21 protein-coding genes and 1 pseudogene are annotated in these 26,479 nt (G+C 72.1%); 14 read left to right on the top strand and 8 right to left on the bottom strand.

Translation table 11 applies throughout. The annotated features are described in order from the left end of the window. Positions 1–215: 215 nt before the first annotated feature. The 5 genes from BJP60_RS05815 (at position 216) to BJP60_RS05795 (ending at position 5,205) form a co-directional block, all read left to right on the top strand. Positions 216–1,595 carry a M20/M25/M40 family metallo-hydrolase gene (locus BJP60_RS05815; RefSeq protein ID WP_203138192.1) on the top strand — a complete coding sequence of 460 codons (1,380 nt, stop codon included), beginning with the start codon at positions 216–218 and terminating at the stop codon, positions 1,593–1,595. Further along, positions 1,592–3,013, top strand: a complete 1,422-nt coding sequence (locus BJP60_RS05810) for an MFS transporter (protein ID WP_203138191.1) — start codon at positions 1,592–1,594, stop codon at positions 3,011–3,013. Before BJP60_RS05815 ends, BJP60_RS05810 begins: the two co-directional genes overlap by 4 nt. A gap of 76 nt (positions 3,014–3,089) precedes the next feature. Next, positions 3,090–3,848, top strand: coding sequence for a DeoR/GlpR family DNA-binding transcription regulator (locus BJP60_RS05805; protein ID WP_203138190.1), 759 nt, complete (start codon positions 3,090–3,092; stop codon positions 3,846–3,848). Further along, on the top strand, positions 3,845–5,023 hold the full coding sequence (locus BJP60_RS05800; RefSeq protein ID WP_203138189.1) for an MFS transporter: 1,179 nt from the start codon (positions 3,845–3,847) through the stop codon (positions 5,021–5,023). The genes BJP60_RS05805 and BJP60_RS05800 overlap by 4 nt, the downstream gene beginning before the upstream one ends. Next, on the top strand, positions 5,020–5,205 hold the full coding sequence (locus BJP60_RS05795; protein WP_203138188.1) for a LacI family DNA-binding transcriptional regulator: 186 nt from the start codon (positions 5,020–5,022) through the stop codon (positions 5,203–5,205). Before BJP60_RS05800 ends, BJP60_RS05795 begins: the two co-directional genes overlap by 4 nt. 73 nt (positions 5,206–5,278) lie before the next feature. Here BJP60_RS05795 and BJP60_RS05790 read toward each other — a convergent pair whose 3' ends face one another. Then, positions 5,279–6,508 carry a CDP-glycerol glycerophosphotransferase family protein gene (locus BJP60_RS05790; RefSeq protein ID WP_203138187.1) on the bottom strand — a complete coding sequence of 410 codons (1,230 nt, stop codon included), beginning with the start codon at positions 6,506–6,508 and terminating at the stop codon, positions 5,279–5,281. 146 nt (positions 6,509–6,654) lie between these two features. Between BJP60_RS05790 and BJP60_RS05785 the strand changes: the two genes are divergently transcribed. Continuing rightward, complete coding sequence (locus BJP60_RS05785; RefSeq protein WP_238439632.1) at positions 6,655–7,668, top strand: glycosyltransferase family 2 protein; 1,014 nt, start codon at positions 6,655–6,657, stop codon at positions 7,666–7,668. A 6-nt stretch (positions 7,669–7,674) separates the two neighbouring features. On the opposite strand, the gene BJP60_RS05780 is transcribed toward BJP60_RS05785, so the two are convergent. Continuing rightward, positions 7,675–8,709 carry a CDP-glycerol glycerophosphotransferase family protein gene (locus BJP60_RS05780; protein WP_336244368.1) on the bottom strand — a complete coding sequence of 345 codons (1,035 nt, stop codon included), beginning with the start codon at positions 8,707–8,709 and terminating at the stop codon, positions 7,675–7,677. Between the two features lie 21 nt (positions 8,710–8,730). Between BJP60_RS05780 and BJP60_RS15510 the strand changes: the two genes are divergently transcribed. Beyond that, the gene (locus BJP60_RS15510) at positions 8,731–9,081 is read left to right on the top strand and encodes a hypothetical protein (protein WP_336244367.1); all 351 of its coding nucleotides are present in this window, start codon (positions 8,731–8,733) and stop codon (positions 9,079–9,081) included. Between the two features lie 25 nt (positions 9,082–9,106). Here the strand turns inward: BJP60_RS15510 and BJP60_RS05775 are convergent, their stop codons facing one another. Beyond that, positions 9,107–10,375: a CDP-glycerol glycerophosphotransferase family protein gene (locus BJP60_RS05775; protein WP_203138185.1), complete on the bottom strand. Its 1,269-nt coding sequence runs from the start codon at positions 10,373–10,375 to the stop codon at positions 9,107–9,109. Positions 10,376–10,432: 57 nt separating this feature from the next. Continuing rightward, positions 10,433–12,049, bottom strand: a complete 1,617-nt coding sequence (locus BJP60_RS05770; RefSeq protein WP_203138184.1) for a S1C family serine protease — start codon at positions 12,047–12,049, stop codon at positions 10,433–10,435. A 126-nt stretch (positions 12,050–12,175) separates the two neighbouring features. Here BJP60_RS05770 and BJP60_RS05765 point away from each other — a divergent pair, with 126 nt between their 5' ends. Next, positions 12,176–13,381: an aminotransferase class I/II-fold pyridoxal phosphate-dependent enzyme gene (locus tag BJP60_RS05765; RefSeq protein ID WP_203138182.1), complete on the top strand. Its 1,206-nt coding sequence runs from the start codon at positions 12,176–12,178 to the stop codon at positions 13,379–13,381. Here BJP60_RS05765 and BJP60_RS05760 read toward each other — a convergent pair. The 3 genes and pseudogenes from BJP60_RS05760 to BJP60_RS05750 form a co-directional block, all read right to left on the bottom strand. Then, entirely contained in the window at positions 13,378–14,178 is an 801-nt protein-coding gene (locus BJP60_RS05760) for a carbon-nitrogen hydrolase family protein (RefSeq protein ID WP_203138180.1), read from the bottom strand. The genes BJP60_RS05765 and BJP60_RS05760 overlap by 4 nt on opposite strands. Then, positions 14,175–14,666 (bottom strand): DUF6328 family protein, encoded by a 492-nt coding sequence (locus BJP60_RS05755; RefSeq protein ID WP_203138179.1) that lies wholly within the window; start codon positions 14,664–14,666, stop codon positions 14,175–14,177. Before BJP60_RS05755 ends, BJP60_RS05760 begins: the two co-directional genes overlap by 4 nt. 294 nt (positions 14,667–14,960) lie before the next feature. Then, a pseudogene (locus BJP60_RS05750) lies at positions 14,961–15,821 on the bottom strand (AraC family transcriptional regulator); the annotation flags it as partial. Between the two features lie 204 nt (positions 15,822–16,025). On the opposite strand from BJP60_RS05750, the gene BJP60_RS05745 reads away from it, so the two are divergent. From BJP60_RS05745 to BJP60_RS05725, 5 genes are all read left to right on the top strand, one after another. Next, positions 16,026–16,400 (top strand): glyoxalase superfamily protein, encoded by a 375-nt coding sequence (locus BJP60_RS05745; protein ID WP_203138177.1) that lies wholly within the window; start codon positions 16,026–16,028, stop codon positions 16,398–16,400. 432 nt (positions 16,401–16,832) lie between these two features. After that, entirely contained in the window at positions 16,833–17,921 is a 1,089-nt protein-coding gene (locus BJP60_RS05740) for a mandelate racemase/muconate lactonizing enzyme family protein (protein ID WP_203138172.1), read from the top strand. Between the two features lie 64 nt (positions 17,922–17,985). Then, a complete protein-coding gene (locus BJP60_RS05735; RefSeq protein ID WP_203138170.1) occupies positions 17,986–18,864 on the top strand; it encodes an amidohydrolase family protein in 879 nt (292 codons plus the stop codon). Beyond that, positions 18,861–19,868 (top strand): aldo/keto reductase, encoded by a 1,008-nt coding sequence (locus tag BJP60_RS05730; protein WP_203138168.1) that lies wholly within the window; start codon positions 18,861–18,863, stop codon positions 19,866–19,868. The genes BJP60_RS05735 and BJP60_RS05730 overlap by 4 nt, the downstream gene beginning before the upstream one ends. Before the next feature lie 84 nt (positions 19,869–19,952). Beyond that, the gene (locus tag BJP60_RS05725; protein WP_203138166.1) at positions 19,953–23,018 is read left to right on the top strand and encodes an alpha-mannosidase; all 3,066 of its coding nucleotides are present in this window, start codon (positions 19,953–19,955) and stop codon (positions 23,016–23,018) included. Positions 23,019–23,076: 58 nt separating this feature from the next. Here BJP60_RS05725 and BJP60_RS05720 read toward each other — a convergent pair whose 3' ends face one another. Next, positions 23,077–23,682 carry an SGNH/GDSL hydrolase family protein gene (locus tag BJP60_RS05720; protein WP_203138164.1) on the bottom strand — a complete coding sequence of 202 codons (606 nt, stop codon included), beginning with the start codon at positions 23,680–23,682 and terminating at the stop codon, positions 23,077–23,079. 210 nt (positions 23,683–23,892) lie between these two features. Between BJP60_RS05720 and BJP60_RS05715 the strand changes: the two genes are divergently transcribed. Beyond that, complete coding sequence (locus BJP60_RS05715; RefSeq protein ID WP_203138162.1) at positions 23,893–26,415, top strand: X2-like carbohydrate binding domain-containing protein; 2,523 nt, start codon at positions 23,893–23,895, stop codon at positions 26,413–26,415. The last annotated feature ends 64 nt before the right edge of the window (positions 26,416–26,479 follow it).

Here is a 26,479-nt window from a genome sequence, read left to right as displayed (position 1 = left end):
AGGCGTTGTCGCACTGTTGAGTTGCCAGGCCCGCCGGAGCGGGCCACCTCGGTGACGGACACCGAGCATCACAGACTACAACGGATCGGCGCGCCGCGCCATTCCCGGCCGGGAGCCGCGACTCTCCCCCCGCCTTCACGGGGTCGCGTCTGCGCGCGCCCATCGGGCAGGAAGGGCGTTCACGCGGGACTCGCGCGCCCCACTAATGTGAGCGCATGGCAGACCCGGGCCACGTCCCCTCCCTCTCCCACGCCGCCGGCATCCCGCGGCGCGACGGCGCACCCGAGCGCCTCGCGCGCATGATCCGGATTCCCACGGTGAGCGCCGAGTTCGCCACGCGCGGCCAGGCGCCGTTCGAGGAGTTCGTGGCCCTGCTCGCCGAGTTGTATCCGCAGGTGCACGCCGCGTTCGAACTCGAGCGGATCACGGATCTCGGACTTCTGTACCGCTGGCGCGGCACGAGCGAGGACGCGCCGGTCGTGCTGATGGCGCACTATGACGTGGTGCCGGCCGACGCGCTCGACGGATGGACCCACCGCCCGTTCGACGGCGTGATCGACGACGGCTGGGTGCACGGCCGCGGCGCGCTCGACGACAAGGGCCCGCTGCTCGTGATCCTCGAGGCCGTCGAGGATCTGCTCACCGCGGGCTTCACGCCCGCGCGCGACGTCTATCTGTCCTTCGGCGGGAACGAGGAGACCTTCGGCGAGGCGGCGAAGGCGATCGCGCAGACCCTGCGTGAGCGAGGAATCGTGCCCTGGCTCGTGATCGACGAGGGCGGCGCGGTGGTCGACGCTCCCCTGCCGTTCGTGACAGGGCGGGCGGCGATGATCGGCGTGAGCGAGAAGGGCGTCGCGACGTTCCGCATCGAGGCCCGCGGCGACGGCGGCCACGCCTCCGCGCCGCACGGCCCGACCGCGGTGGGTCGCATCGCCAGGGCACTCGACCGCCTCGGTCCGCGCACCTTCCGCGCGCGGATGCCGCGGACGATCGCGCGCATGCTGCGAAGCCTCGCCGACCGCGCGACCGGTGCCCCGGGGCTGCTGCTGCGGACGCTGGCGGCCCTGCGTCCCGTCACGGCCCAGGCGTTCGCGCTGCTCGGCGGCGAGCCGGCCGCGCTCGTGCGCACCACGATCGCCGCGACCATGGCGGAGGGCGGATCGGCCGCCAACGTCCTGCCCTCGCGCGCGTCGGCGACGCTCAACGTGCGGATCCTGCCGGGCGAGACCGTGTCCGGATCCCTGCGGCGCATCCGGCGCCGGATCCGCGACCCCAGGGTGAGCGTCGAGGTGCTGGAGGGGAGCGACCCGTCGCCCGAGTCGCCCGTCGACGGCCCCGCGTTCGCCGCCGTCGCCGCCGCGGCGCGCGTCGCCTACCCGGACGCGGTGCCGGCGCCGTACATCATGATGCAGGCGAGCGACGCGCGGCACTTCCACCGCTTCAGCCCGGCGGTGTACCGCTTCGCACCGCTGGCGATGTCGGCCGCGCAGCGCGCGGCGATCCACGGCGTCGACGAGCGCGTCGACGTCGACTCCCTCGCGCGCGGCCGTGACTTCCACGTCGCGCTGCTGACGAACCTTCCGGACGGCGCATGACCGCCGTCGTCGCCGCGAAGCCCAGGCTCGGGACGCTCGCGAGCATCGTCGGCTTCCTTGCCTTCGTCGAGTTCACGAGCGGCGTGCTGCAGGGCTATTACACGCCGATGCTGACCGACATCGCGCGGCACCTGGGCATTCACGACGCCGACGTGAACTGGCTCGAGGGGTCGCAGCTCATGCTGTCGGCGCTCGTGGTGCCGATCTTCGCGAAGCTCGGCGACATGGTCGGCCACAAGCGCATGCTGCTCGTGTCGACCGCGCTGACGGCCGCGGCCTCGTTCGCGTTGCCGTTCACGGACTCATTCGCCGTGTTCCTCATCGCCTGGACGCTGCAGGGCTTCTACGTCGTCTGGCTGCCGCTCGAGATCGCGCTGATCTGGTCCCGCTCGCGCGCGACGGGATCGGGCTCCATCCGGACCGCGCGTGCCGCGGGGCTGCTCGTGGCGGCCCTCGAGGGCGGCGCGATCACGGGCGCGCTGGTGGGCGGCGCGCTCGTGGATGCGCTGCCGCTGTGGATCGTGCTGCTCGTGCCCGCACTCGCCGTCGCGGCGTGCTTCGTGGTGATCCTGTTCGGCGTGACCGAGTCGACGGTCGTGAACGGCGGACGCTTCGACACGGTCGGCGTCGTCCTGCTGACGCTCGCACTGCTCGCCTTCACGGGCGGTCTCAGCCTGCTGCGCCTGGACGGCGGTCTGGTCGCGTGGGCGCTCGTGATCGGCGGCGTGCTGCTGATCTGGCCGTTCGCGCTCTGGGAGCTGCGCTCGGCGGATCCGCTCATCGACGTGCGGATGTTCGCCGACCCGGCGCTGTGGCCGGTGTTCCTCACGGCGGGCCTGTTCGGGGTGAGCGTGCTCGGGGCACAGGCTCCCCTGTCGACGTTCGCCCGCACGGATCCGGCGGTGCATGGCTACGGCCTCGGCACGGCGGGATTCGCCACCTCGCTCATCATCGGCCTGTATCTGATCGCGATGATCGTCGGCGCACTGCTGTACCCGGTCGTCGCGCGGCTCGCGACACCGCGCGGCGCGCTCATCGGGGCGTCGGTGCTTGTGGGCGTCGGGTACCTGCTGTTCCTGCCGTTCCACGGGTCGTACGTCCAGGTGGTGCTCAACATGGCGCTCGCCGGCGTCGGATCGGGCGCGCTCGTGGCCGCGTTGCCGGCCGCGGCGGCCGCGGCCGCGCCGGTGCGGGCGACGGGACAGGCGACGGGCCTCACGAACGGCGTCAAGACGATCGGCGGTGCGATCGCCTCCTGCATCTTCGGCATCGCGCTGCTAAACGGCGCGCACGCCGCGGCCGAGTCGACCGCGGGCTCCTTCGCCGGCTACCTCACGGTCTGGATCGTGTGCGGTGCGACCGCGCTGGTCGCCGCGGCCGCGCTCCTGCTGGTGCCGAAGAGGGCCTTCACCGACTGACCTCGTGAGCGCCCGGTCGCCCGCCCGACCAATCACCTGATTCGCGCGTTCGCTCATGAGGAGCTATCGTTCGATCATGACCACGAAAGAACGCCACAGCCGCATCCTGGCGCGCGTGCAGGAGGAAGGCGCTGTCACGGTCGCCGACCTCGTCGCCGAGCTCGGCGCCTCCGAGGCGACGCTGCGTCGCGATCTCGCCGAGCTCGATGCTCAGGGTCTGCTGCGACGGGTGCACGGCGGAGCCCGTCGCGCCGAACTGCGGGGACTCGAGGAGCCGTTCGCCGCCCGCTCGGGCGCGAATCCCGAAGGCAAGCGCCGCATCGCCCGCGCGATCGCCGCGCTGCTCGCACCCGGGGAGGCGGTCGTGCTCGACAGCGGGACCACGACGCTCGAGGTCGCCCGCGCCGTGCGCGAGCTGCCGTTGCGCGTCGTGCCGCTCTCCCTCGCCGCACTGGACGTCCTCGCCGAGGGCGAGCGCGTCCGCGTCACCGTGCCGGGCGGCGAGCTGCGTCCCGGCGAGCGCTCGTTCGTGGGTCCGCTCGCCGAGCGCTCACTGGCCGCTCTGCGCTTCGACACCGCGATCATCTCGCCGTGCGCGCTGGACATCGCGGGAGGTGCGACCGCGTACGACACCGAGGACGCAGCCGTGAAGCAGGCGGCCATGCGGTCGGCCGAGCGACGGATCCTGGTGTGCGACGCGACGAAGTGGGGCCGGTCGGCGTTCGCCGCGATCGCAGATCTGTCGTCCTTCGACGTGCTCGTGACGGATCGCGACGTCACGCCCGACGAGAGCGCCATGCTCGAGGAGAAGCGGGTCGAGGTGGTCGTCGCATGACCGCGCAGAACCGACGCGCCCGCCGCGCCGTCATCGGCGCCTTCCTCATCAACGGCTTCCTGCTCGCGACGTGGGTCGTCAACATCCCTGCCGTCCAGCAGCAGGCGGGCGTCTCGCACGGCGTGCTGGGCGGGCTGCTCCTGCTGCTGGGCCTGGGTTCGTTCCTTGCCATGCAGGCGACCGGATGGGTCGTCGATCGGGCCGGCAGCCGGGTCGCGACGGTCGCCGGCGTCATCCTGCTCGCGCTCGCCACGCTGCTGCCGCCGTTCGCGTCGGATCCGCTCACCCTGGGGGTCGCGGTGTTCACGATCGGCATCGGCAACGGCACGCTCGACGTCGCGATGAACGCGCACGCCGTGGTCGTCGAGCGACGTTACGGCCGCCCCATCATGTCGAGCTTCCACGCGTGGTTCTCGGTCGGCGGCGCGCTGGGCGCGGGCTTCGGCGCACTCGCGAACGCGCTGGGCTGGGCCCTGCCGCTGCTCTTCGCGGTCCCGGTCGCGCTCGCCGTCGTCGCGGCGGCACTCGCACTCCCCGGGCTCTTGCGCGCATCGGACGCCGCCCCCGAGACGGAGGAATCCGACGCGACCGAGGCACCCTCCGGCGGGATCGCGCGCCGCGCCGTCCTGCTGGGCGCGCTCGCATTCATGCTGATGCTCGCCGAGGGCGTCGCCGCCGACTGGAGCGCGCTCCACACCCGCGAGCACCTCGGCGCTCCCGAATCGACCGCGGCGCTCGCCTACGCGGCGTTCGCCGTGGCCATGACCGCGGGGCGCTTCGCGGCAGACCGCGTCTCGGCGCGGATCGGCGCGGTCGCGGTCGTGCGCTTCGGCACCCTCATCGCCGCCGCGGGACTGCTCGTCGTGACGATGTCCGGATCGGTGCCGCTCACGCTCGCCGGCTGGATCCTGTTCGGCATCGGCCTGTCCGGCGCCGTGCCGCAGATCTTCACGGCCGCCGGCAGCCTCGGCGCGGCCCGCGCCGGCATCGTGATGTCCCGCATCGTCGGCGCGGGCTACGTGGGACTGCTCGCCGGGCCCGCGCTGATCGGCTGGCTCGCCGAGGGCATCACCCTCAGCGTGGCGATCGCCGTGCCCGTGCTCCTGTGCGCGGGCGCCGCCGCGCTGGCGTCCGCCGTCGCGACGCCGGCGCGCGCTGAGAGCGTGCGGATATGAGCGGGCGGCCGACCATCCGCGACGTCGGGCGCGCGGCCGGCGTCTCCCGTCAGACGGTGTCGCGCGTGCTCAACGCGTCCGAGGCGGTCCACCCCGCGACGCGCGCCCGCGTCGTCGCGGCGATCGAGAGCCTCGGCTACGTCCGGGACGAGGCGGCCGCACAGCTCGCACGGCGGCGCTGAGAGGCCGAGCACCGCGGCGGCACTGGACCGGTGACCCCGGACGCTGCGCCGCTGAGCGCTCCGGCGGGTGACCTCAGCTCGCGGAGCGGGCGTGCCAGTCGTCCCAGGTGGCCATGAGCCGGTCGATCGCGGCGTGGAAGCGCGCGGTGGCGGCGCCGGGAGTGGTGTCGCCGAAGTAGTGCGTCACCCAGTGCTGCAGGCGCGCGGCCGCCTCGGGGTCGGCCTGGACCCGCTCGACCTCGGCGACGATCCGCGGCGCGTCCGCGGCGTGCAGCCACTCGCACGCCGACAGGTAGCCGCCCTCGTCGACCTCGGCGGCCGGATCCTCCGGGCGGGTGATGAGCAGCGGCTTGCCGGCGGCGAGGCGGTCGTAGACCATGGCGGAGATGTCGACGATCGCGACGTCCGCCGCTGCCAGCTGCCAGCCCAGCTCCGGCTTGTCGTCGTACACGTGATGGGCCTGCGGATCCGCCGCGTTCGCCGCCGTCAGTGCACCGATGATGCGCTGGTTCGCGGCCCCGAACTCGGGGTCCACGACGCCGCTGCGCGGGTGGGGGCGGTAGATCACGCGGTGCCGGCCCGTCGCGAGCAGCGCCGTCACGAGCGCCTCGCCGTGGGTGGCGACCGAGCCGTAGTGCGCGGCGGGGCGGTCGCCCTCCCACGTCGGCGCGTACAGCACCACCGTGCGCTCGTCGGGCGCGTACGGCAGCTCGCCCGAGTAGTGATCCGCCTGCGGCCGGCCGATCTCGATCGTGCGACGATCCAGATCGAAGTCCCACAGCGTGCGGCTCAGGCGCTCGCGCGCGGCCTGACCGGCGATCAGCGCGTAGTCGTACGCCTTGTACTGGTTCGTCGTCATGTACATCTTGTCCGACTCGCCGTGGTTGATGAACACATGCCAGCGCTCGCCGTACCGGAACATCTGGAAGTTGCGGGTGTTCTGGTTGACGTACAGGACGATCCGGATGTCCTGCTCGTCGAGGAAGCGCTCGATGTCGCGCACGCCGGGCACGTAGGCGACGGGGATCTCGTCGTCGTTCAGGATGGCCGCCGCGCCCGTCGCATTGCGCGCCAGGACGACGACCGGGTGCGTCCGAGCGAGCTCGGCGAGCGGGCGGTACCACTGGCGCAGCTGGTACATGTTCACCGCGCCGTCCGCGAAGTACACGGCGATGCGGAATCCGCGCGGCGGGTGCGGCGGCCGGGCGGCGATCGCACGCGCGATCTCCTGCTTCGCCTGCCGGGCTGCGAGGGCCTTCCCGACGAGTTCCGCGGCCTTCTTGACGTCCCTCGCGATGCCCATCGGACAAGCCTAACCGGGGTCTCCCGGCCTCCCCGTGGGATGATCGACGAATGCGTAACGATCCCGCCGAGCGGCCGTCGTCGCCGCGGGAACGGCCCCGACGCGACGCGCCCGCGGTGCCCGACGGCTCCGGAGTGTCCTTCGTGATGCCCGTGCTGAACGAGGCCCGCTACCTCCGCCGCGCGGTCGAGACCGTGCTCGAGCAGGATGTGCACGGGCCCGTCGAGATCGTGCTCGCGCTGGGCCCGTCGAGCGACGGGACGACCGAGCTCGCGCAGCAGCTCGCGACCGAGGACGACCGGATCGTGCTCGTCGACAACCCGGCCGCGGACATCCCCGTCGGACTGAACGCCGCCATCCGGGCGAGCTCGCACCCCACGATCGTGCGCGTCGACGCGCACTCCGAGCTGGCCCCGGGCTACACGGCCCGCGCGCTGCGCACGCTCGCCCGCACGGGCGCCGGCAATGTCGGCGGCGTGATGCGCGCCGACGGTCGCACACCGTTCCAGCGCGCGGTGGCGCGCGCCTACAACTCGCGCGTCGGCCTGGGCGGCGGTGCGTACCACGGCGGCGAGCACGAGGGCGAGGCCGAATCGGCGTACCTGGGCGTGATGCGACGCACCGTGCTCGAGGAGGTCGGCCTTTTCGACGAGTCGATCCGTCGCGGTGAGGACTGGGAGCTGAACCTGCGAATCCGCTCGGCCGGCTACCGCGTCTGGTTCGATCCGGCGCTGTCGGTCACCTACTGGCCGCGGGAAAGCTGGCCCCGCCTCGCGCGGCAGTTCCTCGCGACGGGAACGTGGCGGGGCGAGCTCGTGCGCCGTTACGGACTGCGCAACTCGCTGCGGTTCTTCGCACCGCCCGCGCTCGTGCTCGCGGTGGCGGTCAGCCTGGTCCTCGGCGTCCTGCAGGCGACGGGCGTGCTGGGCGCGCCCTGGTCGATCCTGCACCTGCCGGTGCTGGCGTACGTGCTGCTGATCCTCGGCGTGGCGATCGGCCCCGGCGGCGGCTCCGGGATCCGCGACAAGCTGTGGACGCTCGCCGTGCTGCCCACCATGCACCTCTCGTGGGGTGCCGGCTTCCTGGGCGGCCTGCTGCGCGGCGCGCACGACACGGTCGACACGTCGCGCCTCGCCGGCCGGAACACCCCGCTGCCGTAGCGGGCCTCAGCGGGTCACGAACCCGCTGTCCAGGATGCGTGCGACGACGCGCTCCGCGGCCCGGCCGTCGTCCCGCGCGTTGAACCGGGCCGTCCATTCGGCGTAGCGCTCGGCGTGCGCGGCGGGATCCGCGGCGAGCGCGCCGACCAGCTCCTCCTGCGTGCGCACGAGCGGGCCCGGCGCGTGCGCGGCCAGGTCGAAGTAGAACCCCCGCAGCTCGCCGCGGTAGTGCTCCATGTCGGGCACGAGGAAGTACATCGGCCGGCCGGTCACGCCGTAGTCGAACATCACGGACGAGTAGTCGGTGATGAGGGCGTCGGCGGCCAGCAGCAGCGGCGCCGTGTCGGGGTAGCCCGTGACGTCGATCACCCGCGCTCCCGCGGCATCCTGCCCCGGGATGAGCGTGCGGGAGTGGCCGCGGACGAGCACCACCGCGCCGGTCGCGGCCGCGAGCGCGGCCGGGTCGAGGAAGTCGACGATCTCCTGGCGGTCGTCACGCCAGGTGGGGGCGTACAGCAGCACGCGCTCCCCCGGCGCGATGCCGAGCTCCGCGCGCGCCGCGGCCGCGTCGCCCGTGCGCAGCACGTCGTTGCGCGGGTACCCCTCGACCCACAGCGGCCGGCCGAGGAAAGCGTACGCCTTGCGCAGGATTCGGGCGGCGTACGGATTCTGCGCGAGCAGCACGTCCCAGCGCAGCGATTCCTTGATCACGGCACCCGCTCGCCTCGGGTCGAAACCGGGCCGATGCAGCGCGAGGCGCTTGAGCGGTGTGCCGTGCCAGGTCTGCAGCACCTTCTGCCCTCTGCGGCCGGCGTAGCGGCGGCGCAGCCAGTCGTTGACGACGAGCAGTCGCGCGACGCTGCGGGCGCGCCACCACTCCGGGCTGCCCTCCACGACGGCGATCGCGCCCTCGGGCACGCGCACGGACAGGTCGACCACGCTCCAGTACCGGATGACGCCGGGCGCGACGCGCGCCAGCTCGCGGTCGATCGCGAGCGGGTTGCAGCCCGCGCCGCGGCCGTAGAAGCTCTCGAAGAACACGGCGTTCTCGAGCGGCGCGGTGTGATCGACGTAGCGCCGCTCGAGCGCGCCCTGCGCCTCGGCGCCGTCGTAGATGGGGTCGGTCGGCGGGCCGATCTCGAGCCGGTCGCCGCGCAGGCTCGCGCGCAGGCCGTGCAGCAGCCGCAGCGGGAGCCGGGCGTCGACCTCGACGCCCTCGATCTCGACGCGGTACTCGCCCGACGGCAGCGGCAGCTCGGGACCACCCCAGCGTGCGGCGCGCAGCGGGAACCGCGCGGTCCACGTCTTGCCGCCCCCGTGATCCGCGCGGTCGTGCGCGCGCGCCGGCCGGACAGGACGGCCGAGGCTGGGCGGGCTCCCGTGCCCTGGATCACCAGCTGCGCACCGGCCTGATCGAAGCCGGCCGTGGTCTGGGCTGTCATGCGGATGATCCCCCTCGATCCGTGGTGCGGGCCGCGATCGCGGCGTACACGCGTTCGGCGCTGCGGTCGTCGTGGAAGGCGTGCACGCGGGCGCTCAGCTCGCGAGATCGCCGGATGCGCTCGGCCGAAACGGCCTCGTCGCCCAGCAGCGCGTCCAACTGCGGCAGGAGCTCGCGCCACGTCGTCGCCACCTCGTCGCCCGCGATGTCGCGATATGCGCCGTAGAAGCCGCGCCGTCGCGCGTACGCCGCGACGTCGGGCGCCAGGAACAGCACGGGCAGCGGCACGAGCGCGACGTCGTACACGAGCGACGAGTAGTCGGTCACGAGCGCGTCCAGGCCCGGCAGCGCCACGGTGACGTCCGGGAGCAGGTCGGCGTCGAGCGCGCGCACCCGCTGCACCCCGGCCGGCGGGGCGTAGTCCCCCGCGCCCAGCCGGTGCGACCGCACGAGCAGCACGGCGTCGTGCCGCGCGAGCGTCTCGTCGATCGCACGCCAGTCCTCCTCGCCCGGCACCGCGGGATCCGGCTCGCCGTCGCGCCAGGTGGGCGCGTACAGCACGAGGCGGGGCTCGCCCGCGGGCAGGTCCGGGATCAGCCGCCGGAGCAGCGCCCGCGCGCCCTGCCGCCGCTCCTCCGCCGTGCCGCGCGAGAGGACGTCGACGCGCGGCTCCCCGGTCACGAGGATCCGGTCGTGAGGCAGCCCGAACGCCGACTCGAGGCGCCCGCGCACGAGATGCGAGGCGGCGGGCAGGATGTCGATGCGCCGCGAGGACAGCCGGTACAGGATGCCGAGGGCGCTGCTGATGAGCGGCGCCGCGAACCGCACGGGGCTGCGCAGGGTCTCCGGCGCGTCCAGGCCGATGCGCTTGAGCGGGATGCCGTGCCAGAGCTGCGCCACGACCGGACGCCCCGTCACTCCGCCGCTGATCGCATACGGGTTCACGTCGCCCAGTCCGTACGCGACGACGATCACGCCGGCGCGGGCCGTGGCCCAGAAGCCCGCGAGCGACGAGGCGCGCAGGGTCGGGATGCCGAGGGCCGCCGCATCACGCGCCGCGCGCGGGTCGTCGGTCAGCCAGACCGCGTCGCGGCCGTTGTCCTCGGCGACGCGCCACAGCTCGAGCGGTCCGTCGCCGATGCCGGCGCCGCAGCCGAAGACCCAGCGGTCCGTGCGGGGCACGAAGAGCGTGACGAGCCGTCCGAGCGCATACAGCGGGATCCGCGCGAGCTTCCGGGCGTTGCCCGCGCCGAAAGAGAAACCCACCCCGCCAGAGTAGCGGGGTGGGTGCTCTTCGCCTTCCGGAGGGCGCGAAGCCGACGACTACTGCTCCAGGTCGCCCAGGGTGACGTCGACCGAACGGGTCTCGCCGTCGCGGACGTACGTCAGCGTCGCGTCGCTGCCGCCCGCCACCGCACGCACCTGCGCCGTCAGGTCGACCGCGTTGCCGATGCGGACGCCGTTGAACTCCGTCACGATGTCGCCCTCGCGCAGGCCCGCCTCCTCGGCCGCTCCGCCCTGCGTGACCTCGGCGATGAGCGCGCCGGCGGTGGTGGCGTTCTCGTCCACGCTCGACGGCTGCACGCTCGCGCCGAGCAGGCCGTGCGTCGCGACGCCGTTCTCGATCAGCTCGTCGCTGATCCGCTTGACGATGTTGGACGGGATGGCGAAACCGACGCCGATCGATCCGGACTCCTCGCTGCCGCCGGCCGAGGCGATCGCGACATTGATGCCGATCAGCCGTCCCTGCGAGTCGACGAGCGCGCCGCCCGAGTTGCCGTGGTTGATCGCGGCGTCGGTCTGGATCACCGAGATCGAGATGGACTCGGTGGGCGTGCTCTGCTCGGGCAGTCCATTGTCGAAGCGGAACGGGCTGTCCTCGTCCTCGGGCGACGGCTGCGCCTCGTCGCCGGAGTCGGGCGCGGCCGCCGACGCGATCTCGATGCTGCGGCTCAGCGCGCTGACGATGCCGGTCGTGACGGTGTTGGACAGGCCCAGCGGCGCGCCGACCGCGGCGGTCGTGTCGCCCACGTTGAGCTTCGCCGAGTCGGCGAACTCGATCGGCGTCAGGCCCTGCGCGTCCTGCAGCTTGATGACCGCCAGATCGTAGGTGGGGTCGGTGCCGACCACCTCGGCGCCGTAGATCCGGCCGTCCGCGTCGGTCACGCGGATCTGCGGATCGGCCGTGGCACCGCCGAGGGTCACGACGTGCGTGTTCGTGACGACGTAGCCGTCCTCGCTGATCACGACGCCGGATCCGCTGCCCGCCTGCGAGTCGCCGCTCACGTCGATCGTGACCACGCTGGGCAGCACCTCGGTCGCGATCGCGGTCGCCTCGTTGACCGAGCCGGGGTTGTTCACCGTGATGTTCGACGGTCCGGTGGCGGAGCCTGCCACCACGGTGCCGCCCGCGAGCTGATCCTGGAGGGCGGATCCGCCCATGCCCGCCGCACCGCCGACCAGCGCGGCGGCGACGAGGAGCGCCGCGACCCTGCCCGCGCCGCCCTTGCGACGGCTCTCGGCACGCTTGTCGTGCTCGGCGCCGGCGGCGGCCATCCGGAACTCCGGCGGCAGCTGCTGCGTGGCCTGGGTCTGCGCCACACCGGGCTGGTGCGCGGCGTGGCCGAAGGCCTGCCCCTGCGGCGCGCCGTGGCTGTGGGCGCCGTACGGCTGGTCGCCTGACGGCTGGCCCGGGGCCGGGAAGTGGGGCTCCGGCGGCGCGCCGAACGGCGCACCGTACGACGGTGCCGGCGGGCGCGGCGGGATGTGCAGGTCCTGTGGCGCGCGGTACTCGCCCGCCTGCGCGGCCGGGTCCTGCCGCGCGCGGTACTCGCCCGCCTGCGTCGTAGGCTGCTGCACCGTCGGGTCCTGCGTCGTCGCGGGATCCTGCGCGGCACCGGTGTTCGAGGTGTCTGTCTCGTCGGAACGCTCGTTGGTCATCGCTGCTCCTTCTTCCAAAGCCCTTACAGCGTCGCGCCGGATGCTTTGTGATCGCTATGACGACCGTAAGCCGTCTGTGTGACTTCCGGCGCCGGATCGCCGGGATCCCGCCGGTAGCCTGACGGGATGCAGCACCAGATCCCCGGCGCATGGCGCCGTACGGCGGCCGGCGCGGGCCTGCTCCGTCCGGACGGATCCGTCGGCAGCACGATCTTCGCCGAGATGTCCGCGCTCGCCGCGAGCACCGGCGCGATCAATCTCGGCCAGGGGTTCCCCGACGAGGACGGCCCCGCCGAGGTGCTGGAGGCCGCGCGCGAGGCGATCGCCCGCGGCGAGAACCAGTACCCGCCGGGCATCGGCATCCTCGATCTGCGCGAGGCGATCAGCGAGCATCAGCGCCGCTTCTACGGGCTCGAGATCGACCCCGCCACGCAGGTCGTCGTGACGGCGGGCGCGACCGAGGCCCTCGCGGCCGCGCTGCTCGCGCTTATCGACTCGCCGGATGACGAGGTCGTCGTCTTCGAGCCGTACTACGACTCGTACGCCGCCTGCGTCGCGCTGTCGGGTGCCCGGCTGCGCACCGTTCCGCTGCGCTGGCCCGACTTCCAGCCGGATCCCGACGAGCTCGCGACCGTGGTGAACGACCGCACCCGCGTGATCCTCGTCAACAACCCGCACAACCCGACCGGCGCCGTGTTCGATCACGCCGTACTCGAGGAGATCGTCCGGCTCGCGCACGCGCACGACGCGGTGATCCTGACCGACGAGGTCTACGAGCACCTGTCGTTCGGTGCGCCGCACACGCCGGTCGCGACGCTGCCCGGCGCGTGGGAGCGCACGCTGACGGTGTCGTCGGGAGGCAAGACGTTTCGCACCACGGGCTGGAAGACCGGCTGGATCACGGGCCCTGCCGAGCTCGTCGCCGCCGTGAACACCGTCAAGCAGTACCTGACGTTCACGAGCGGGTCGCCGTTCCAGCCGGCGATCGCGGTGGGGCTGCGCCTGCCCGACGCGTTCTTCACGGGTCTCGCCGACGAGCTGCGGCGCAAGAGCGACATCCTGGGCGACGGTCTGCGTGCCGCGGGCCTCGCGGTGTCGCCGCCGCGCGGGTCGTACTTCACGCTCGCGGACGCCGCCTCACTCGGCGCAACCGACGCGGACGACTTCTGCCGCGGCGCGCTCGCGGAAGCCGGAGTGGTGGGCGTGCCCATCACCGCCTTCGTCACGCCCGAGCGTCGCGCGGACTACGCCACGTTCATCCGCTTCGCCGCGTGCAAGCGCGTCGAGGTGCTGGGCGAGGCCGCGGCGCGTCTCGCGTCGCTCGCGCGTTAGCGGGGAACGACGCGGTATCGCCGCAGCTCGAGCGCGGGGTTCACGCGGCGCACGTTGCGGATCGTGTCGCGATCCGCCCAGCCGACCGTCACGTCCGTCGCGGTGCCGATCGAGGCGATCGTCACGCCCAGCGGATCGATCACGGCCGAGTGCCCCACGCCGAGGGTCGGCGGATGATCCGCCGCCGCGAGGTACATCGTGTTCTCGATCGCCCGCGCCGCGAGCAGCGTCGTCCAGTGGTGTTCCTTGAGCGGGCCCCGCACCCACTCGGCCGGTACGAGCGCGACGTCGGCGCCCGCATCGGCCAGGGCGCGGCCCACCTCGGGGAAGCGCAGGTCGTAGCAGGTCATCAGCCCGAACCTCAGGCCGCCCGCCTCGAACGTCTGCGGCGCGTCGAGGGCGCCCGGCTCGATCCAGTCGGACTCGCGCTGACCGAACGCGTCGTACAGGTGCTGCTTGCGATACAGCGCGACGATGCCGGATCCGTCCACGGCGACGACCGTGTTGCGCACGCGCCCGTCATCCGCGCGCTCCGTGAGACCGGCCACGAGGTGCACGCCGAGCTCGGCCGCCAGCGCGGCGAGCGCCCGCACGAACGGGCCGTCCAGCTCCTCGGCGTTCTCGGCGAGGGTCGCGTCGAACGGATCCGTGAAGAAGCTCGAGTACTCGGGGAACACCACGACCGAGGCGCCGCGCTCGGTCGCCCGACGGGCCAACGCCCCGATCGCCTCCCGGTTGGCGGCGGCGTCCGACGTCGGCGCGAACTGCGCGACGGCGATCCCGACGGGTTTCGTCATCGCTTCTCCTTTCGACGAGCACGCACGATGAGCGGGATCACGATCCACAGCACGCTCACGACCAGCAGCAGGCCGCCCGCCATGATCCAGGCGCTCGTCGTGCCCACGACCACCTGGAAGACGAAGCCCACCACGCCGATCAGCAGCGCCGAGACGATCACGAGCGCGCAGACGAGCGCCAGGTGCCCGTACGCGACGGTGGCGCCCTTGGCCCCGGCGCCGAAAAGCAGGCGGTGCAGCGCGACGGGGGCGAGCGCGATCACGGCGCTCACGGCCGAGAGCACGACGAGCACCAGATAGAACGTGCGCTGACCGTCCGTCAGATCGTGGAACGCGGGCTGGAAGGCGAGCGCGAGCAGGAAGCCGGTCAGGATCTGCGTGCCGGTCTGGAGGACGCGCAGCTCCTGCAGGAGCTCGTTCCAGTTGCGGTCGTAGCGCTCGGCGGGTGTCTCGTCACGCTCGGCGCCGCGGTCGATCTCGCCGGTCATGCGCCCATCCTCCCGTCACGGCGAGGGTCGGGCAAACTCTTGCGCACCGCGGCCGGCAGAAGTAGAGCCCGGGTCCGACCGATCCGACGGGTGCGTGTCGATCGGGCCCGGGCTGTGGGGACCACGGGCTCCCCCGGAGTCATGATCCCGATGCGGCCGATGGCCGGCACTCCGGCATCCCCCGGACGCCGATGTACTCCTCAAGGCTCCCACCGCCACCTGTCCCCCGACAGGGGTTGAACTGCCCATATCGGTGTGGATGCCCCGGGAGTTCCCTGTGTGCCGGCTGGACCAGGCGCGCTCGACGGGCATCCACAGCTCGCACGTGGCGGTGCGGAAATCGTCGGCGCGCTCCAGGATCGCCACGATCGAGGGCCCCGGACGCAGACGCCACGGATTGGAGGGGAACCACTCCGTCGCCGTCGCCGCCCACGCCTCCTGGAGCGCCTCCGGATGCGGACCCAATGTGCGGAAGACGACCCAGGAGCCGGCGGGCGCGACGATCACGTCGAGGTCGTCGGGCACGGCGGATCCGTCGGCGACCGCGACGCCGTGCAGGTAGGTGAGCATGCTGCCCTCCGTCACGTCGTCCTGTTCCGACGTCACCTGCAGCAGCCCGGCGGGCTCGGTGTCGGCGAGCTCCTTGAGGCGCAGGTGCTCCTGCATCGGGATCGAGGCGATGTGCTGCTCGATGTGCGGGTTGGCGCCCCGGTGGATCAGCGGCACGCGCGTCGCGTGCCCGATGAGGCGGAATGCGGGTCGTTCGGTGATGCGGGCGTCCATGGACGTCGTCCCTTCTACGGTCAGGCGGAACCTGAGCTGCGGTTGTGAGCGAAGGGGCCCGCCGTCGCGACGCACATCCGACGGTCCGGCGCCGTGCACGGCACGGAAGGCCCGCCCGAACGCGTCGCTGGAACCGTAGCCATACCGGACCGCGACACCGAGCAGGTCCTCGCCGGCGACGACGTCGCCGGCCGCGACCGTCATGCGGCGTCGGCGCACGTACTCCGACAGCGGCATGCCCGCGAGCGCCGAGAACATCCGGCGCAGGTGATACTCGGTGGTGCCTTCGTCGCGGGCGAACCCCGCGACGTCGAGCTCTTCGTCCAGACGTTCCTCGATCCGGGCCGAGAGCCGGTTCAGCGTCGCGATCATGCGATCCCCTTTCGCCTTCCAGCGTTGTCTGTGACCCGCGCCGGCGCCCGATCATTCCGGTCCGATCCTGTCGGATCGCGCGGCGGATGGAATGCCCCGCCGTGCGAGAGCGCCGTGCACCCGGCGTCCCCGCTCCGCGGCGTGGGAACCCTCGCCGATGTCGGAGCCCGCTTGTACCCTCGGCCGTGAGAGAAGCGAGGACCCATGGACTTCCGGATCGAACTCATCTTCGTGCCCGTCTCCGACACCGACCGCGCCGTCGCGTTCTACGGCGACACCCTCGGCTGGAATGTCGATCACGACCATCGCGTGAACGACTCGCTCAGGTTCGTGCAGGTGACGCCGCCTGGCTCCGCCTGTTCGATCAGCTTCGGCGACGGCATCACGGACGATGCGCCCGGCAGCATGCGCAATGTGCAGGTCGTGGTCGACGATGCGGACGCCGCGCTCGCCTACCTCCGCGAGCGCGGCGTGGACGCGCAGGGTGTCGAGGATCAGGCGTGGGGGCGCTTCGTGCACTTCGCCGACCCCGACGGCAACGCCTGGGCGCTGCAGCAGCTCGTGCAGCCCGGTTCCTAGCGCCGCGGTGGGCAGCTCGGGCCACGTCGGTCCGAGACATCGGATGTCATCGCCCACTTCCTGCGTGCACGGCCCCGGCCAAGATCACTCTTGCGCGGGAACATCCGATGTTTCAGGATGGGACGCGTGGCGGAGACGGACGCAGCGATCGAGCGCATCGGCTTGTCGCAGTCGGACGCGGCATATTGTCACGGCGCGCGCGGTGATCGGCGTGCTCGACGCGCGGCGCCGCGGCGACCGCACAGACGTTTCGTCGAGCACCGAGCGATCCCCGTTCGCGACACCGCCCTCGGCGACGCGGTAGGACAGGTGCTCAACTCCGACCTCGGGCGCCGACCGAGCCGGGCTCGTGGCACCTGACGCACGAGCACCCGCCGGCCGGAGCGTCCCCCGGCGCCACACGAGCAGTCTCGACCGACGAAGGAGAGATCGATGTCGATGATCACCCGGGCGCGTGCCTACCTCGTCGACCTCGACGTCGAGACCGAGCGGACCGACGCGGTGCAGAGCTTCCTGAAACAGGAGACGATCTTCGTCGAGATCGCGACGGACGATGGCCTCGTGGGCACGGGCTACTCCTACACGATCGGCACGGGTGGCCGCGCCGTGCTGTCGATGCTGCGCGACCACCTGCTGGACCGGTTGATCGGGATGGACCCGGGGCGCATCGAGGCCGCGTGGATGACGCTGTTCACCTCGACCCGGGCGACGACCACGGGAGCCATCACCTCGCTCGCCCTGGCTGCCGTCGACACCGCACTCTGGGACCTCCGATGCCTCCGCCACGACGCGCCGCTCTGGCAGGTCGCGGGCGGCTTCCGTCGCGACGTGCCGCTCTACGACACCGAGGGCGGCTGGCTGCACCTGTCGCCGGACGAGCTCGTCGAGGGCGCACGCCGGTCGGTGGCGGAGGGCTGGGCCGGGGTCAAGATCAAGGTCGGCAGCCCGCACGTCTTCGACGACGTCGAGAGGCTGCGCGCGGTGCGGGACGCCGTCGGCGAGCGCGTCGACATCATGGTGGACGCGAACCAGTCCCTGACTCGTGGCGAGGCTGTCCGCCGTGCCAAGGCCTTCGAGTCCCTCGACCTCGCATGGTTCGAGGAGCCCATGCTCGCCGACGACGTCGAGGGCCACCGCACCCTCGCGCGCTCGACGTCCATCCCGGTCGCCGTGGGCGAGTCGATGTACGCGGTCAGCCCGTTCCGCGAGTACCTGGAACGCGGCGCCGCGAGCATCGTGCAAGTCGACGTGGCACGCATCGGCGGCATCACGCCGTGGCTGAAGGTCGCGCACCTCGCCGAGGCGTTCAACGTCGCCGTGTGTCCGCACTTCCTGATGGAGCTGCACGTCAGCCTCGCCGCCGCCGTGCCGAACGGACGCTACGTCGAGCACATCCCGCAGCTGCGCGCCATCACCCGGAGCGAGATGCAGATCGCCGACGGTCACGCGCTGGCCCCCGAGAGGTCCGGGCTCGGGATCGACTGGGACCGCGACGCGATCGACGACAGGATCGTCGCATGAGCGCGCGCGGCTGTCCGTCGGACGACGGCGTCGCCCGGGACCGGGAGACGGAAGGGAGCCCGGCGTGATCGTCGACGCACACGCGCATCTCTGGCAGCGGCACCTGACGCCCCAGCCGTGGATCGACCCGATCACGATGGCGGCGATCGACCGGGACGTCTGGCTCGACGATCTGCTCGCGATGCAGCGGCAGAGCGGCATCGCGCGCACCGTTCTGGTGCAGACCGCGCACAGCACGGCGGAGACGCTCGCGTTCCTCGCCGTCGCCGACGCGCATCCGAGGACGGTTCCGGGAGTCGTCGGCTGGCTCGATCTCCACGGCGACGTCGAAACCGCGCTGCGGCGGCTGCGCGACGCACGAGGCGGTGACGCGCTCGTGGGCATCCGCCACCTCGTGCATCAAGACCCCGACGAGCACTGGCTGTCGCGTGCGCGCACGGGAGCGGGGCTCGACGCCCTCGCGGCCGCCGACCTTCCGTTCGATCTGGTGCTGCGTCCCGAGCAGCTCGCCGACGCGGCGGCGCTCGTCGCCCGTCATCCCGAGACGCGGTTCGTCCTCGACCACCTCGGCAAGCCGCCGATCGCGGCTGCCGGGATGGGCGCGAGGGACGGCCTGGAGCGGTGGCGGGACGACCTCGCGGCGGTCGCCGCGGCGCCGAACACGGTCGCGAAGCTCTCCGGGGTCGTCACCGAGGCACACTGGGACCGGTGGGACGGCGACGAGCTCCGCGGTGCGATCGACCACGCGTTCACGGTGTTCGGGCCCGATCGGCTGCTGTTCGGCAGCGACTGGCCCGTCGTGCTGCTCGCCGCGGCACCGCGCGAGTGGGTCGACGTGGTCGACGGGGTGCTCGCGGATCTCGCACCGGATCTGCGCGCGCGGGTATGGGGCGGCAACGCCGTCCGCGTGTACGGTCTGGCACACGTGGAGAACGACCGATGAAGACGCGCGCACTGCGCACCGGGCTGGAGCTGACCGAGATCGGCCTGGGCGCCGCACAGTTCGGCAACCTCTTCCGGGAGACGACCGCGGAGACCTCCGCGGATGCGGTGGAGCGCGCGTGGGACGCGGGCATCCGCTACTTCGACAGCGCCCCGCACTACGGGCTCGGGCTCTCGGAGGAGCGGCTGGGCGCGGCGCTCGCGGGATATCCGCGCGACGAGTACGTGCTCTCGAGCAAGGTCGGACGCCTGCTGCGGCCCAGCCCGGGCACCGCGGATCGCCTCGACGACGAGGGCTTCGTCGTCCCCGCCGCCACCCGGCGCGTGTGGGACTTCAGCCGGGACGGCGTGCTGCGTTCGCTCGACGCGAGCCTGGCGCGACTGCGCACGGACCACCTCGACATCGTCTACCTCCATGATCCGGACGAGCACTGGGCCGCGGCGTCGACGACCGGTGTCGACGCGCTCGTCGAGCTGCGCGAGCAGGGCGTCGTCGGCGCGATCGGCGTCGGCATGAACCAGGCGGAGATGCTGGCCGAGTTCATCCGGCGCTGCGACGTCGACGTCGTCATGGTGGCCGGGCGCTTCACGCTCGCCGATCAGCGCGCGCTCGACGAGATGCTCCCGCTCGCGCTCGAGCGCGGCGTCGGCGTCGTGGCCGCAGCCGCCTACAACTCGGGCCTGCTGAGCGCACCCGCGGTGCCGGACGACGCGCACTACGACTACGGCCCCGCCCCGCGCGAGACGATCGAGCACGCGCGCCGCATCGCGCGCGTGTGCGAGGCGCACGGCGTGACCCTGCCGGAGGCGGCGGTGCAGTATCCGCTGCGGCACCCCGCCGTCGCGTCGGTCGTGCTCGGCAGCCGGACTGCGGAGCATGTGGCGAGCACGATCGAGCGCTACCGCGCGCACGTGCCCGACGCCCTGTGGGCCGAACTCGACGCCGAGGGGCTGGTTCCGCGACCTGAACGAGAAGATCCCCGGCACGTCGGAAGGACATCATGACGCTCGGACGCCTCCGGATCGTCGGCCGCGAGACCGGCGTCGGCGACCCGCAGAACCTGTGGCTGCGGACGGGTGCGAAGACCGATGCATGACGACATCCCGCTCACCGTCGGACGTGCCGTTCGGGTGCTGCGCGAACGGATCCTTCCCGCCGTCCACGCGCAGCGCGTGCCGCTCGAGGTCGAGTTCCACGAGCTGCCCGGGGAGCCGATCGCACCGGCCGACGGCCTCCGACTCGACTTCCACCCCTTCGAGGTCGGCTCCTCGTGGGGTGCCGCGTGGGGCACGACGTGGTTCCGCGTCCGAGGCACGGTCCCGGCGGAGTGGTCGGGTCGCCGGGTCGAGGCCCTCGTCGACCTCGGCTTCGACGTCAACTTGACCGGTTTCCAGTGCGAGGGCCTCGTGTACCTGCCGGACGGCTCGCCGGTGAAGTCGCTCAATCCGCGCAATCAGTGGGTGCGGATCGCGGATGTCGCCTCCGGCGGTGAACCGGTCGAGTTCTTCATCGAGGCGGCATCCAACCCGGTGGTGCTGGACGTCGCCGCCTTCCCGGCGGGCCAGCCCTTCCTGCCGACGCAGCAGGGCGACATCCGGACGTCGTCGCCGCGCAGGCTTTACACGACGCGCTGCTTCGACCTCGCCGTTTTCGAGGCCGAGGCCTTCGAGCTCGCGCTCGACCTCGAGGTGCTGATCGAGCTGCAGGCGGAGCTCGCCGACTCGGGTCCGCGTCGCATGCGCATCCTGCAGACACTCGACGACGCGCTCGATCTGCTCGACCTGCAGGACGTCCCCGGCACGGCGGCCGCGGCGCGCGCGGCGCTCGCTCCGGCGCTGGCGTCGCCCGCCGAGGCGTCTGCGCACGAGATCTCCGCCGTGGGGCACGCGCACATCGACTCGGCGTGGCTGTGGCCAGTGCGGGAGACGATCCGCAAGGTCGCCCGCACGACGTCGTCCATGACCGATCTGATCGGCGAGACCGACGAGTTCGTCTACGGCATGTCGAGCGCACAGCAGTACGCGTGGATCAAGCAGCACCGCCCCGAGGTGTACGAGAAGGTGCGCACGGCGGTCGCGGAGGGGCGGTTCCTGCCGCTCGGCGGGATGTGGGTCGAGTCCGACACCGTCATGCCGACCGGCGAGGCGATCGCCCGGCAGTTCCTCTACGGGCAGCGGTTCTTCGAGGAGGAGTTCGGCATCCGCTCGAAGGGCGTGTGGCTGCCCGACTCGTTCGGCTACTCGCCCGCGCTCCCCCAGCTGATCCGGCGTGCAGGCTTCGAGTGGTTCTTCACGCAGAAGATCTCCTGGAATCAGGTGAACCGGTTCCCCCACCACACGTTCGCGTGGGAGGGCATCGACGGGTCGCGGGTCTTCAGTCACTTCCCGCCGATGGACACCTACAACTCCCGCCTGGCAGGCGCGGAGATCGCTCGCGCGACGCGTCAGTTCCGCGAGGCGCGTCTCGCGAACGGCTCCATCGCCCCGGTCGGGTTCGGGGACGGCGGCGGCGGCACGACCCGAGAGATGACCGGCATCGCGAAGCGCCTGGCGGATCTCGAGGGATCGGCCAGGGTGCGCTGGGAGCACCCGGACGCGTTCTTCGACCGCGCGAAGCAGCAGCTGCCGCAGCCGCCCGTGTGGGTCGGCGAGCTCTACCTCGAGCTGCACCGGGCGACGCTCACGAGCCAGCACAAGACCAAGCAGGGCAACCGGCGCAGCGAGCACCTGCTGATCGAGGCGGAGCTGTGGGCCGCGTCGGCGACGTTCTGGACGGGCGCCGACTATCCCTACGACGAGGTGGATGCCCTCTGGCGGCAGGTGCTGCTGCAGCAGTTCCACGACATCCTCCCCGGCACCTCGATCGCGTGGGTGCACCGCGAGGCTGTGGAGCAGTACGCCCGCGTGATCGCCGCGGCGGAGGCGCTCATCCGCCGGTCGATCGCCGCACTGAGCGGCGGCGAGACCGAGCTCGTCTTCAACCCGGCCCCGATCCCGCAGCACGGCGTGCCGGCGCTGGGCGCGGGGCGCCCCGCACGGTCGGGCGCGAGCGCGCGGGCTACGCCCGCGGACGGCGGGTACGTGCTGGAGAACGAGCTGGTGCGGGTCGTGATCACGGCGGAGGGCCTCATCGCCTCGGCGGTGGATCTCGCGACCGGGCGCGACGCGATCCCCGCCGGCGCGGAGGCGAACCTGCTGCAGCTCCATCCGGACTTCCCCGCGATGTGGGACGCGTGGGACGTCGACCGCTACTACCGCAACCGTGTCGACGATCTGCGCGCGGTGGAGTCGCTGACGATCGAACAGGCGTCGGACGGCGTGTCCGTGGTCGTGTCGCGCCGCTTCTCGCGGTCAGCGGTGACGCAGAGGATCACGCTGCGGGGCGGTTCGCGGGCGCTCGAGTTCGCGCAGACGACCGACTGGCGCGAGACCGAGAAGTTCCTCAAGGTCGCCTTCCCGCTCGCCCTGCATGCGGAGCACACCGCGGCAGAGACGCAGTTCGGCTACGCCAAGCGCGTGACGCACACGAACACAAGCTGGGAGGCCGCGAAGTTCGAGACCGCGATGCACCGCTTCGTGCACGTCGGGGAGCCCGGCTTCGGCGTCGCGCTCACGACCGATTCGACGTACGGCTACGACGTCACGCGGGACTCCACGCCCCGGCAGGGCGTGACGACGACCGTGCGCCTGTCGCTCCTGCGCGCACCGCGGTTCCCGGACCCGGAGACGGATCAGGGCGAGCAGACGCACCGCTACGCGTTCGTGATCGGCGCCGACATCGCCGAGGCGACCGCGGCGGGGCTCGCGATGAACCTCCCGCTGCGCGCGGGCGGCGGCACGGACGCGGGCGCCGGCCCGGCGCGATGGGAGCCGGCGACGATCGCACCCGTGGTCGAGGTCTCCGACGGCATCCTCGTGTCGGCGGTGAAGCTCGCGGCCGACCGCTCGGGGGACCTCGTCGTCCGCCTGTACGAGCCGCACGGGCGTCGCGCGACCGGCTGGCTGCGATTCGCTCGCGCGGTGACGGCGGTCGCCCCCGCGTCGCTCATCGAGGACGACGACGGGACCCTCGAGCCCGTCACGCTGGTCGACGGACGCGAGGTGGCCCTGTCGCTGACGCCCTTCGAGGTGCGCACGCTGCGCGTGACGCTCTGAGGCCCGAGCCCGAGGACCGACAGCCCGACAGGCCTGATCGCCCGCGGCCGCCGGGCGATCAGGCGCGCGGCATGTGCCGCGAGAGCTCGCCCGCGGCCTCCAGCCAGAGATCGGCGAGCGCGCGATGCCCGTGCGCAGTGGGATGGACGCCGTCGGCGGCAAGTGCGGGGTTGTCGCCGCGCATGCGGAGTTCGCGATCCGCCCGCACCAGGACGGCGTCGCGCTCCGCCGCGAGCGCATGCACGACCGCGATCTTCTCCTCGAGGTCGGCGCGCCAGGCGGCCTGCTCCTCGCGGACCGCCAGCAGGAAGGGCTCGATCAGCACGAGCCGCGCGCCGTCCGTCCCGTCCAGGATCGCGCGATAGTCGCGCTCGAAGTCGGCGGCGGATGTCGGATCGTCGCTGTCGAAGCGGCGCCACATGTCGTTGACGCCGATCAGCACGCTCACGATCGCGGGCTCGTGGACGGCGACGTCCTCCGACCAGCGCGCGCGGAGATCCCGCACGCGGTCCCCCGCGATGCCTGCGTTGACCACGCGCGCGCCGGCCAGTGCCGGGTCGTCCGCCAGCAGCCGCACATAGCCCTGACCGAGTCCGGCGGGGTCCATCCGGCGATCCGCGTCCGTGACACTGTCACCGGCGAAGACGAGCGTGGGCGCTGTCATGGGTACCTCCGTGGTCCGTCACCTCACCCTCGCAGGCTTTCTTTCGAGCGTCAATCAATCCGCGGCACCCTCTTGCACCACGCCTGCATGCGTGGTTACTTTATCTCGTCAAAAAAGGTGCTCCCCCGACGGGACGCGCCGTGCGCCCTGGAACAGTGCCGTTCCCGCACCTCGGCCAGCGCGCATCCCCCGAAATGGATGGAGAGCACGATGACACCCCCGATCCCCCGCACGCCCCGGCGACTGCTCCGGCAGATGCTCGGCGGGCTCGCCGCCGCCGGCGTGGTGGCCCTGGGCATGACGGCGCCCGCCCTCGCCGAGAGCGGCGGGCCCGCACCGGCCGAGAGCGTCCCGTCCGCCCCGACGGAGAGCATCGCCTCTGCAGCCGTCGCGGCCGGGCGCACGTCCGATGCGCCGGCACCGGTGCCCCGCCTGGAGCCGGGCGACCTCGCCACGGCGCCGTACATGGGCTGGAGCAGCTTCAGCCTGCAGGTCTACACGTCGAAGAACGACATCATCGACGCCGCCCAGCTCATGGCGCAGTCCGACGCCATGCACGCCAAGCTGCAGAAGTTCGGCTACGACCACATCAACGTCGATGCGGGCTGGAACGACGGCTTCGACGAGCACGGTCGCCCGAAGCCCAGTGCCGAGCACTTCCCCGACGGCATCGAAGCCGTGATCGACCACGTCCACGACAACGGGCAGAAGTTCGGCCTCTACTTCATCCCCGGCATCGGGCCGGAGGTCTACGAGGCGGCACTGCCGATCCTGGACGCCCCGGGCTGCACGACGCACGACATCGTGAAGCAGCCGCTGCAGCAGGCGGACTACTGGGATCTCGGCTACGCACTGGACTTCGAGAACCCCTGCGCGGCCGCGTGGGTCGACTCGGTCGGCGCGCTGCTGGAGGACTGGGGCGTCGACTTCGTCAAGTTCGACAGCGTCACGCCCGGGTCCGGCATCAGCGACCTGTCGCTCGACGCCCGCGCCGATGTGGCGGCGTGGTCGAAGTCGCTGCACAGCCGGGGCATCTGGTTCGAGCTCTCCTGGGCGCTCGACCCGGCATACTCCGACTACTGGCGTGAGCACGCGGACGGCTGGCGCGTCGACTGGGACGTCGAGGCGTATGCGCCGGGAGACGCGATGGTGAGCTGGGAGACGATCTCGCGGCTCTTCCCGAAGGCAGCGACCTGGTGGCGCGAGACCGGCCCCGGCGGCTTCGGCGACTACGACTCTCTGAACGTCGGCAACGGCAACATGAACGGACTGACGATCGACGAGCGCCGCACGGCCACCACCCTGTGGGCGATCCAGGCGGCGCCGATGTACACGGGCGACGACATGACGAAGCTCGACAAGGTCGGCCTCGAGCTGCTCACGAACCCCGAGGTCATCGCGATCAACCAGTCCGCGACGCCGGCCCGGCCCGTGTCGATGAGCACGCAGCAGCAGACCTGGTACGCCCTGCACGACGACGGCAGCTACACGGTGGCGCTGTTCAACCTGGGACGCACCGGACGCGACATGACCGTCCCCTGGAAGGCCATCGGCCTCTCCGAGAACAAGGCGAAGGTCCGCGACGTGTGGGCCCGCAAGAACCTCGGGACCTTCACCGACGGCTTCACGGCGGAGGCGGTGCAGCCTCACGCGGTGCGCCTGCTCACGGTGACGCCCGCCAAGGGCGCGACATCGCGGCTCAACGACGACACGATCCAGATCGGCTACCAGGGCGACTGGCGCCGCAACGGCGGCGACCAGGCGACGGCGACCACGCAGGATCTCGCGGTGAAGGTGGTCGCCTCGGGCGGTGACACCACGCCTCCCGCCGACACCACCACGCGACTGACGACGCTCAACAACTCGGATTCATCGATCATCTACGAGGGCGGCTGGAGCAGGAACGGACCGGGTCGAGGTCTCGGCGACATCGGCGACGACGTCGCGTTCGCCGAGCAGAACGGCGCGAGCTTCACGGTGCCGTTCACGGGGTCGGGGATCCAGTACATCACCGAGAAGGACGCCTCTCAGGGCGAGGTCGAGGTGTACCTCGACGACGAGCTGAAGGCCACGGTGGACACCTCGCTGCCCGCCGGCACGCCGCGCCAGTCCCAGCAGGTCGTGTGGGAGATCGCGGATCTGGAGGAGGGCCCGCACACGCTGCGCGTGGTCAAGAAGAGCGGCGACTTCATGCTGCTCGACGCCGTGAAGGTCAGGCAGCAGAACCTGCTCGTCCCGAACGCGGTCGTGATCGAGCGGGGCAAGGCACCCGACACGGAAGTGGTCATCGAGCGCGGCGCCGACGAGCTCGCGTCGATCGCGCGGGACGGGGCCGAGCTCGAGGAGGGGACCGACTACACGATCACCGACGCCGCGGTGGTGCTGAAGAGCTCCTTCCTCTCGGCCCTCCCGGAGGGCGACACCGCGATCGCCTTCTCGTTCCGCGGCGACCGCGACGACGACGTGCACACCGGCACGGGCGACGCGTGGACGGACCTCACCTTCACCGGCACCGCGGTCTCATGGCTCGCGCCCACGGCCCCCGATCAGGGGAAGGTCAAGGTGTTCGTCGACGGCCGCCTCGCGAAGACCGTCGACACGCACTCCGACTCGCGCCGCACGGAGCAGAAGCTGTTCTCCGTCGATGGCCTGAAGCGGGGCACGCATCGGATCGTCGTCCAGAACGCGGGCGACGGGGTGATCCGCAGCGACGGATTCTCCTTCACCCGCTGACCCGGGCGCACACGAAGCGCCGGTCGCCCACAGGGCGGCCGGCGCTTTTCGTGTGCCAGGTCGG

It is taken from the genome of Microbacterium sp. JZ31, from assembly GCF_016805985.1.
Taxonomy (GTDB): domain Bacteria; phylum Actinomycetota; class Actinomycetes; order Actinomycetales; family Microbacteriaceae; genus Microbacterium.
The sequence above is the reverse complement of the archived record's forward strand: the minus strand, read 5'-3'. Positions and strand labels throughout refer to the sequence as shown.

What these genes read in the sequence shown, in the direction of transcription:
- BJP60_RS05815 (WP_203138192.1), top strand. Translation starts at nt 216, where the DNA reads ATGGCAGACCCGGGCCACGTCCCCTCCCTCTCCCACGCCGCCGGCATC.
- BJP60_RS05810 (WP_203138191.1), top strand. Translation starts at nt 1,592, where the DNA reads ATGACCGCCGTCGTCGCCGCGAAGCCCAGGCTCGGGACGCTCGCGAGC.
- BJP60_RS05805 (WP_203138190.1), top strand. Translation starts at nt 3,090, where the DNA reads ATGACCACGAAAGAACGCCACAGCCGCATCCTGGCGCGCGTGCAGGAG.
- BJP60_RS05800 (WP_203138189.1), top strand. Translation starts at nt 3,845, where the DNA reads ATGACCGCGCAGAACCGACGCGCCCGCCGCGCCGTCATCGGCGCCTTC.
- BJP60_RS05795 (WP_203138188.1), top strand. Translation starts at nt 5,020, where the DNA reads ATGAGCGGGCGGCCGACCATCCGCGACGTCGGGCGCGCGGCCGGCGTC.
- BJP60_RS05790 (WP_203138187.1), bottom strand. Translation starts at nt 6,508, where the DNA reads ATGGGCATCGCGAGGGACGTCAAGAAGGCCGCGGAACTCGTCGGGAAG.
- BJP60_RS05785 (WP_238439632.1), top strand. Translation starts at nt 6,655, where the DNA reads ATGCCCGTGCTGAACGAGGCCCGCTACCTCCGCCGCGCGGTCGAGACC.
- BJP60_RS05770 (WP_203138184.1), bottom strand. Translation starts at nt 12,049, where the DNA reads ATGACCAACGAGCGTTCCGACGAGACAGACACCTCGAACACCGGTGCC.
- BJP60_RS05765 (WP_203138182.1), top strand. Translation starts at nt 12,176, where the DNA reads ATGCAGCACCAGATCCCCGGCGCATGGCGCCGTACGGCGGCCGGCGCG.
- BJP60_RS05760 (WP_203138180.1), bottom strand. Translation starts at nt 14,178, where the DNA reads ATGACGAAACCCGTCGGGATCGCCGTCGCGCAGTTCGCGCCGACGTCG.
- BJP60_RS05755 (WP_203138179.1), bottom strand. Translation starts at nt 14,666, where the DNA reads ATGACCGGCGAGATCGACCGCGGCGCCGAGCGTGACGAGACACCCGCC.
- BJP60_RS05745 (WP_203138177.1), top strand. Translation starts at nt 16,026, where the DNA reads ATGGACTTCCGGATCGAACTCATCTTCGTGCCCGTCTCCGACACCGAC.
- BJP60_RS05740 (WP_203138172.1), top strand. Translation starts at nt 16,833, where the DNA reads ATGTCGATGATCACCCGGGCGCGTGCCTACCTCGTCGACCTCGACGTC.
- BJP60_RS05730 (WP_203138168.1), top strand. Translation starts at nt 18,861, where the DNA reads ATGAAGACGCGCGCACTGCGCACCGGGCTGGAGCTGACCGAGATCGGC.
- BJP60_RS05725 (WP_203138166.1), top strand. Translation starts at nt 19,953, where the DNA reads ATGCATGACGACATCCCGCTCACCGTCGGACGTGCCGTTCGGGTGCTG.
- BJP60_RS05720 (WP_203138164.1), bottom strand. Translation starts at nt 23,682, where the DNA reads ATGACAGCGCCCACGCTCGTCTTCGCCGGTGACAGTGTCACGGACGCG.
- BJP60_RS05715 (WP_203138162.1), top strand. Translation starts at nt 23,893, where the DNA reads ATGACACCCCCGATCCCCCGCACGCCCCGGCGACTGCTCCGGCAGATG.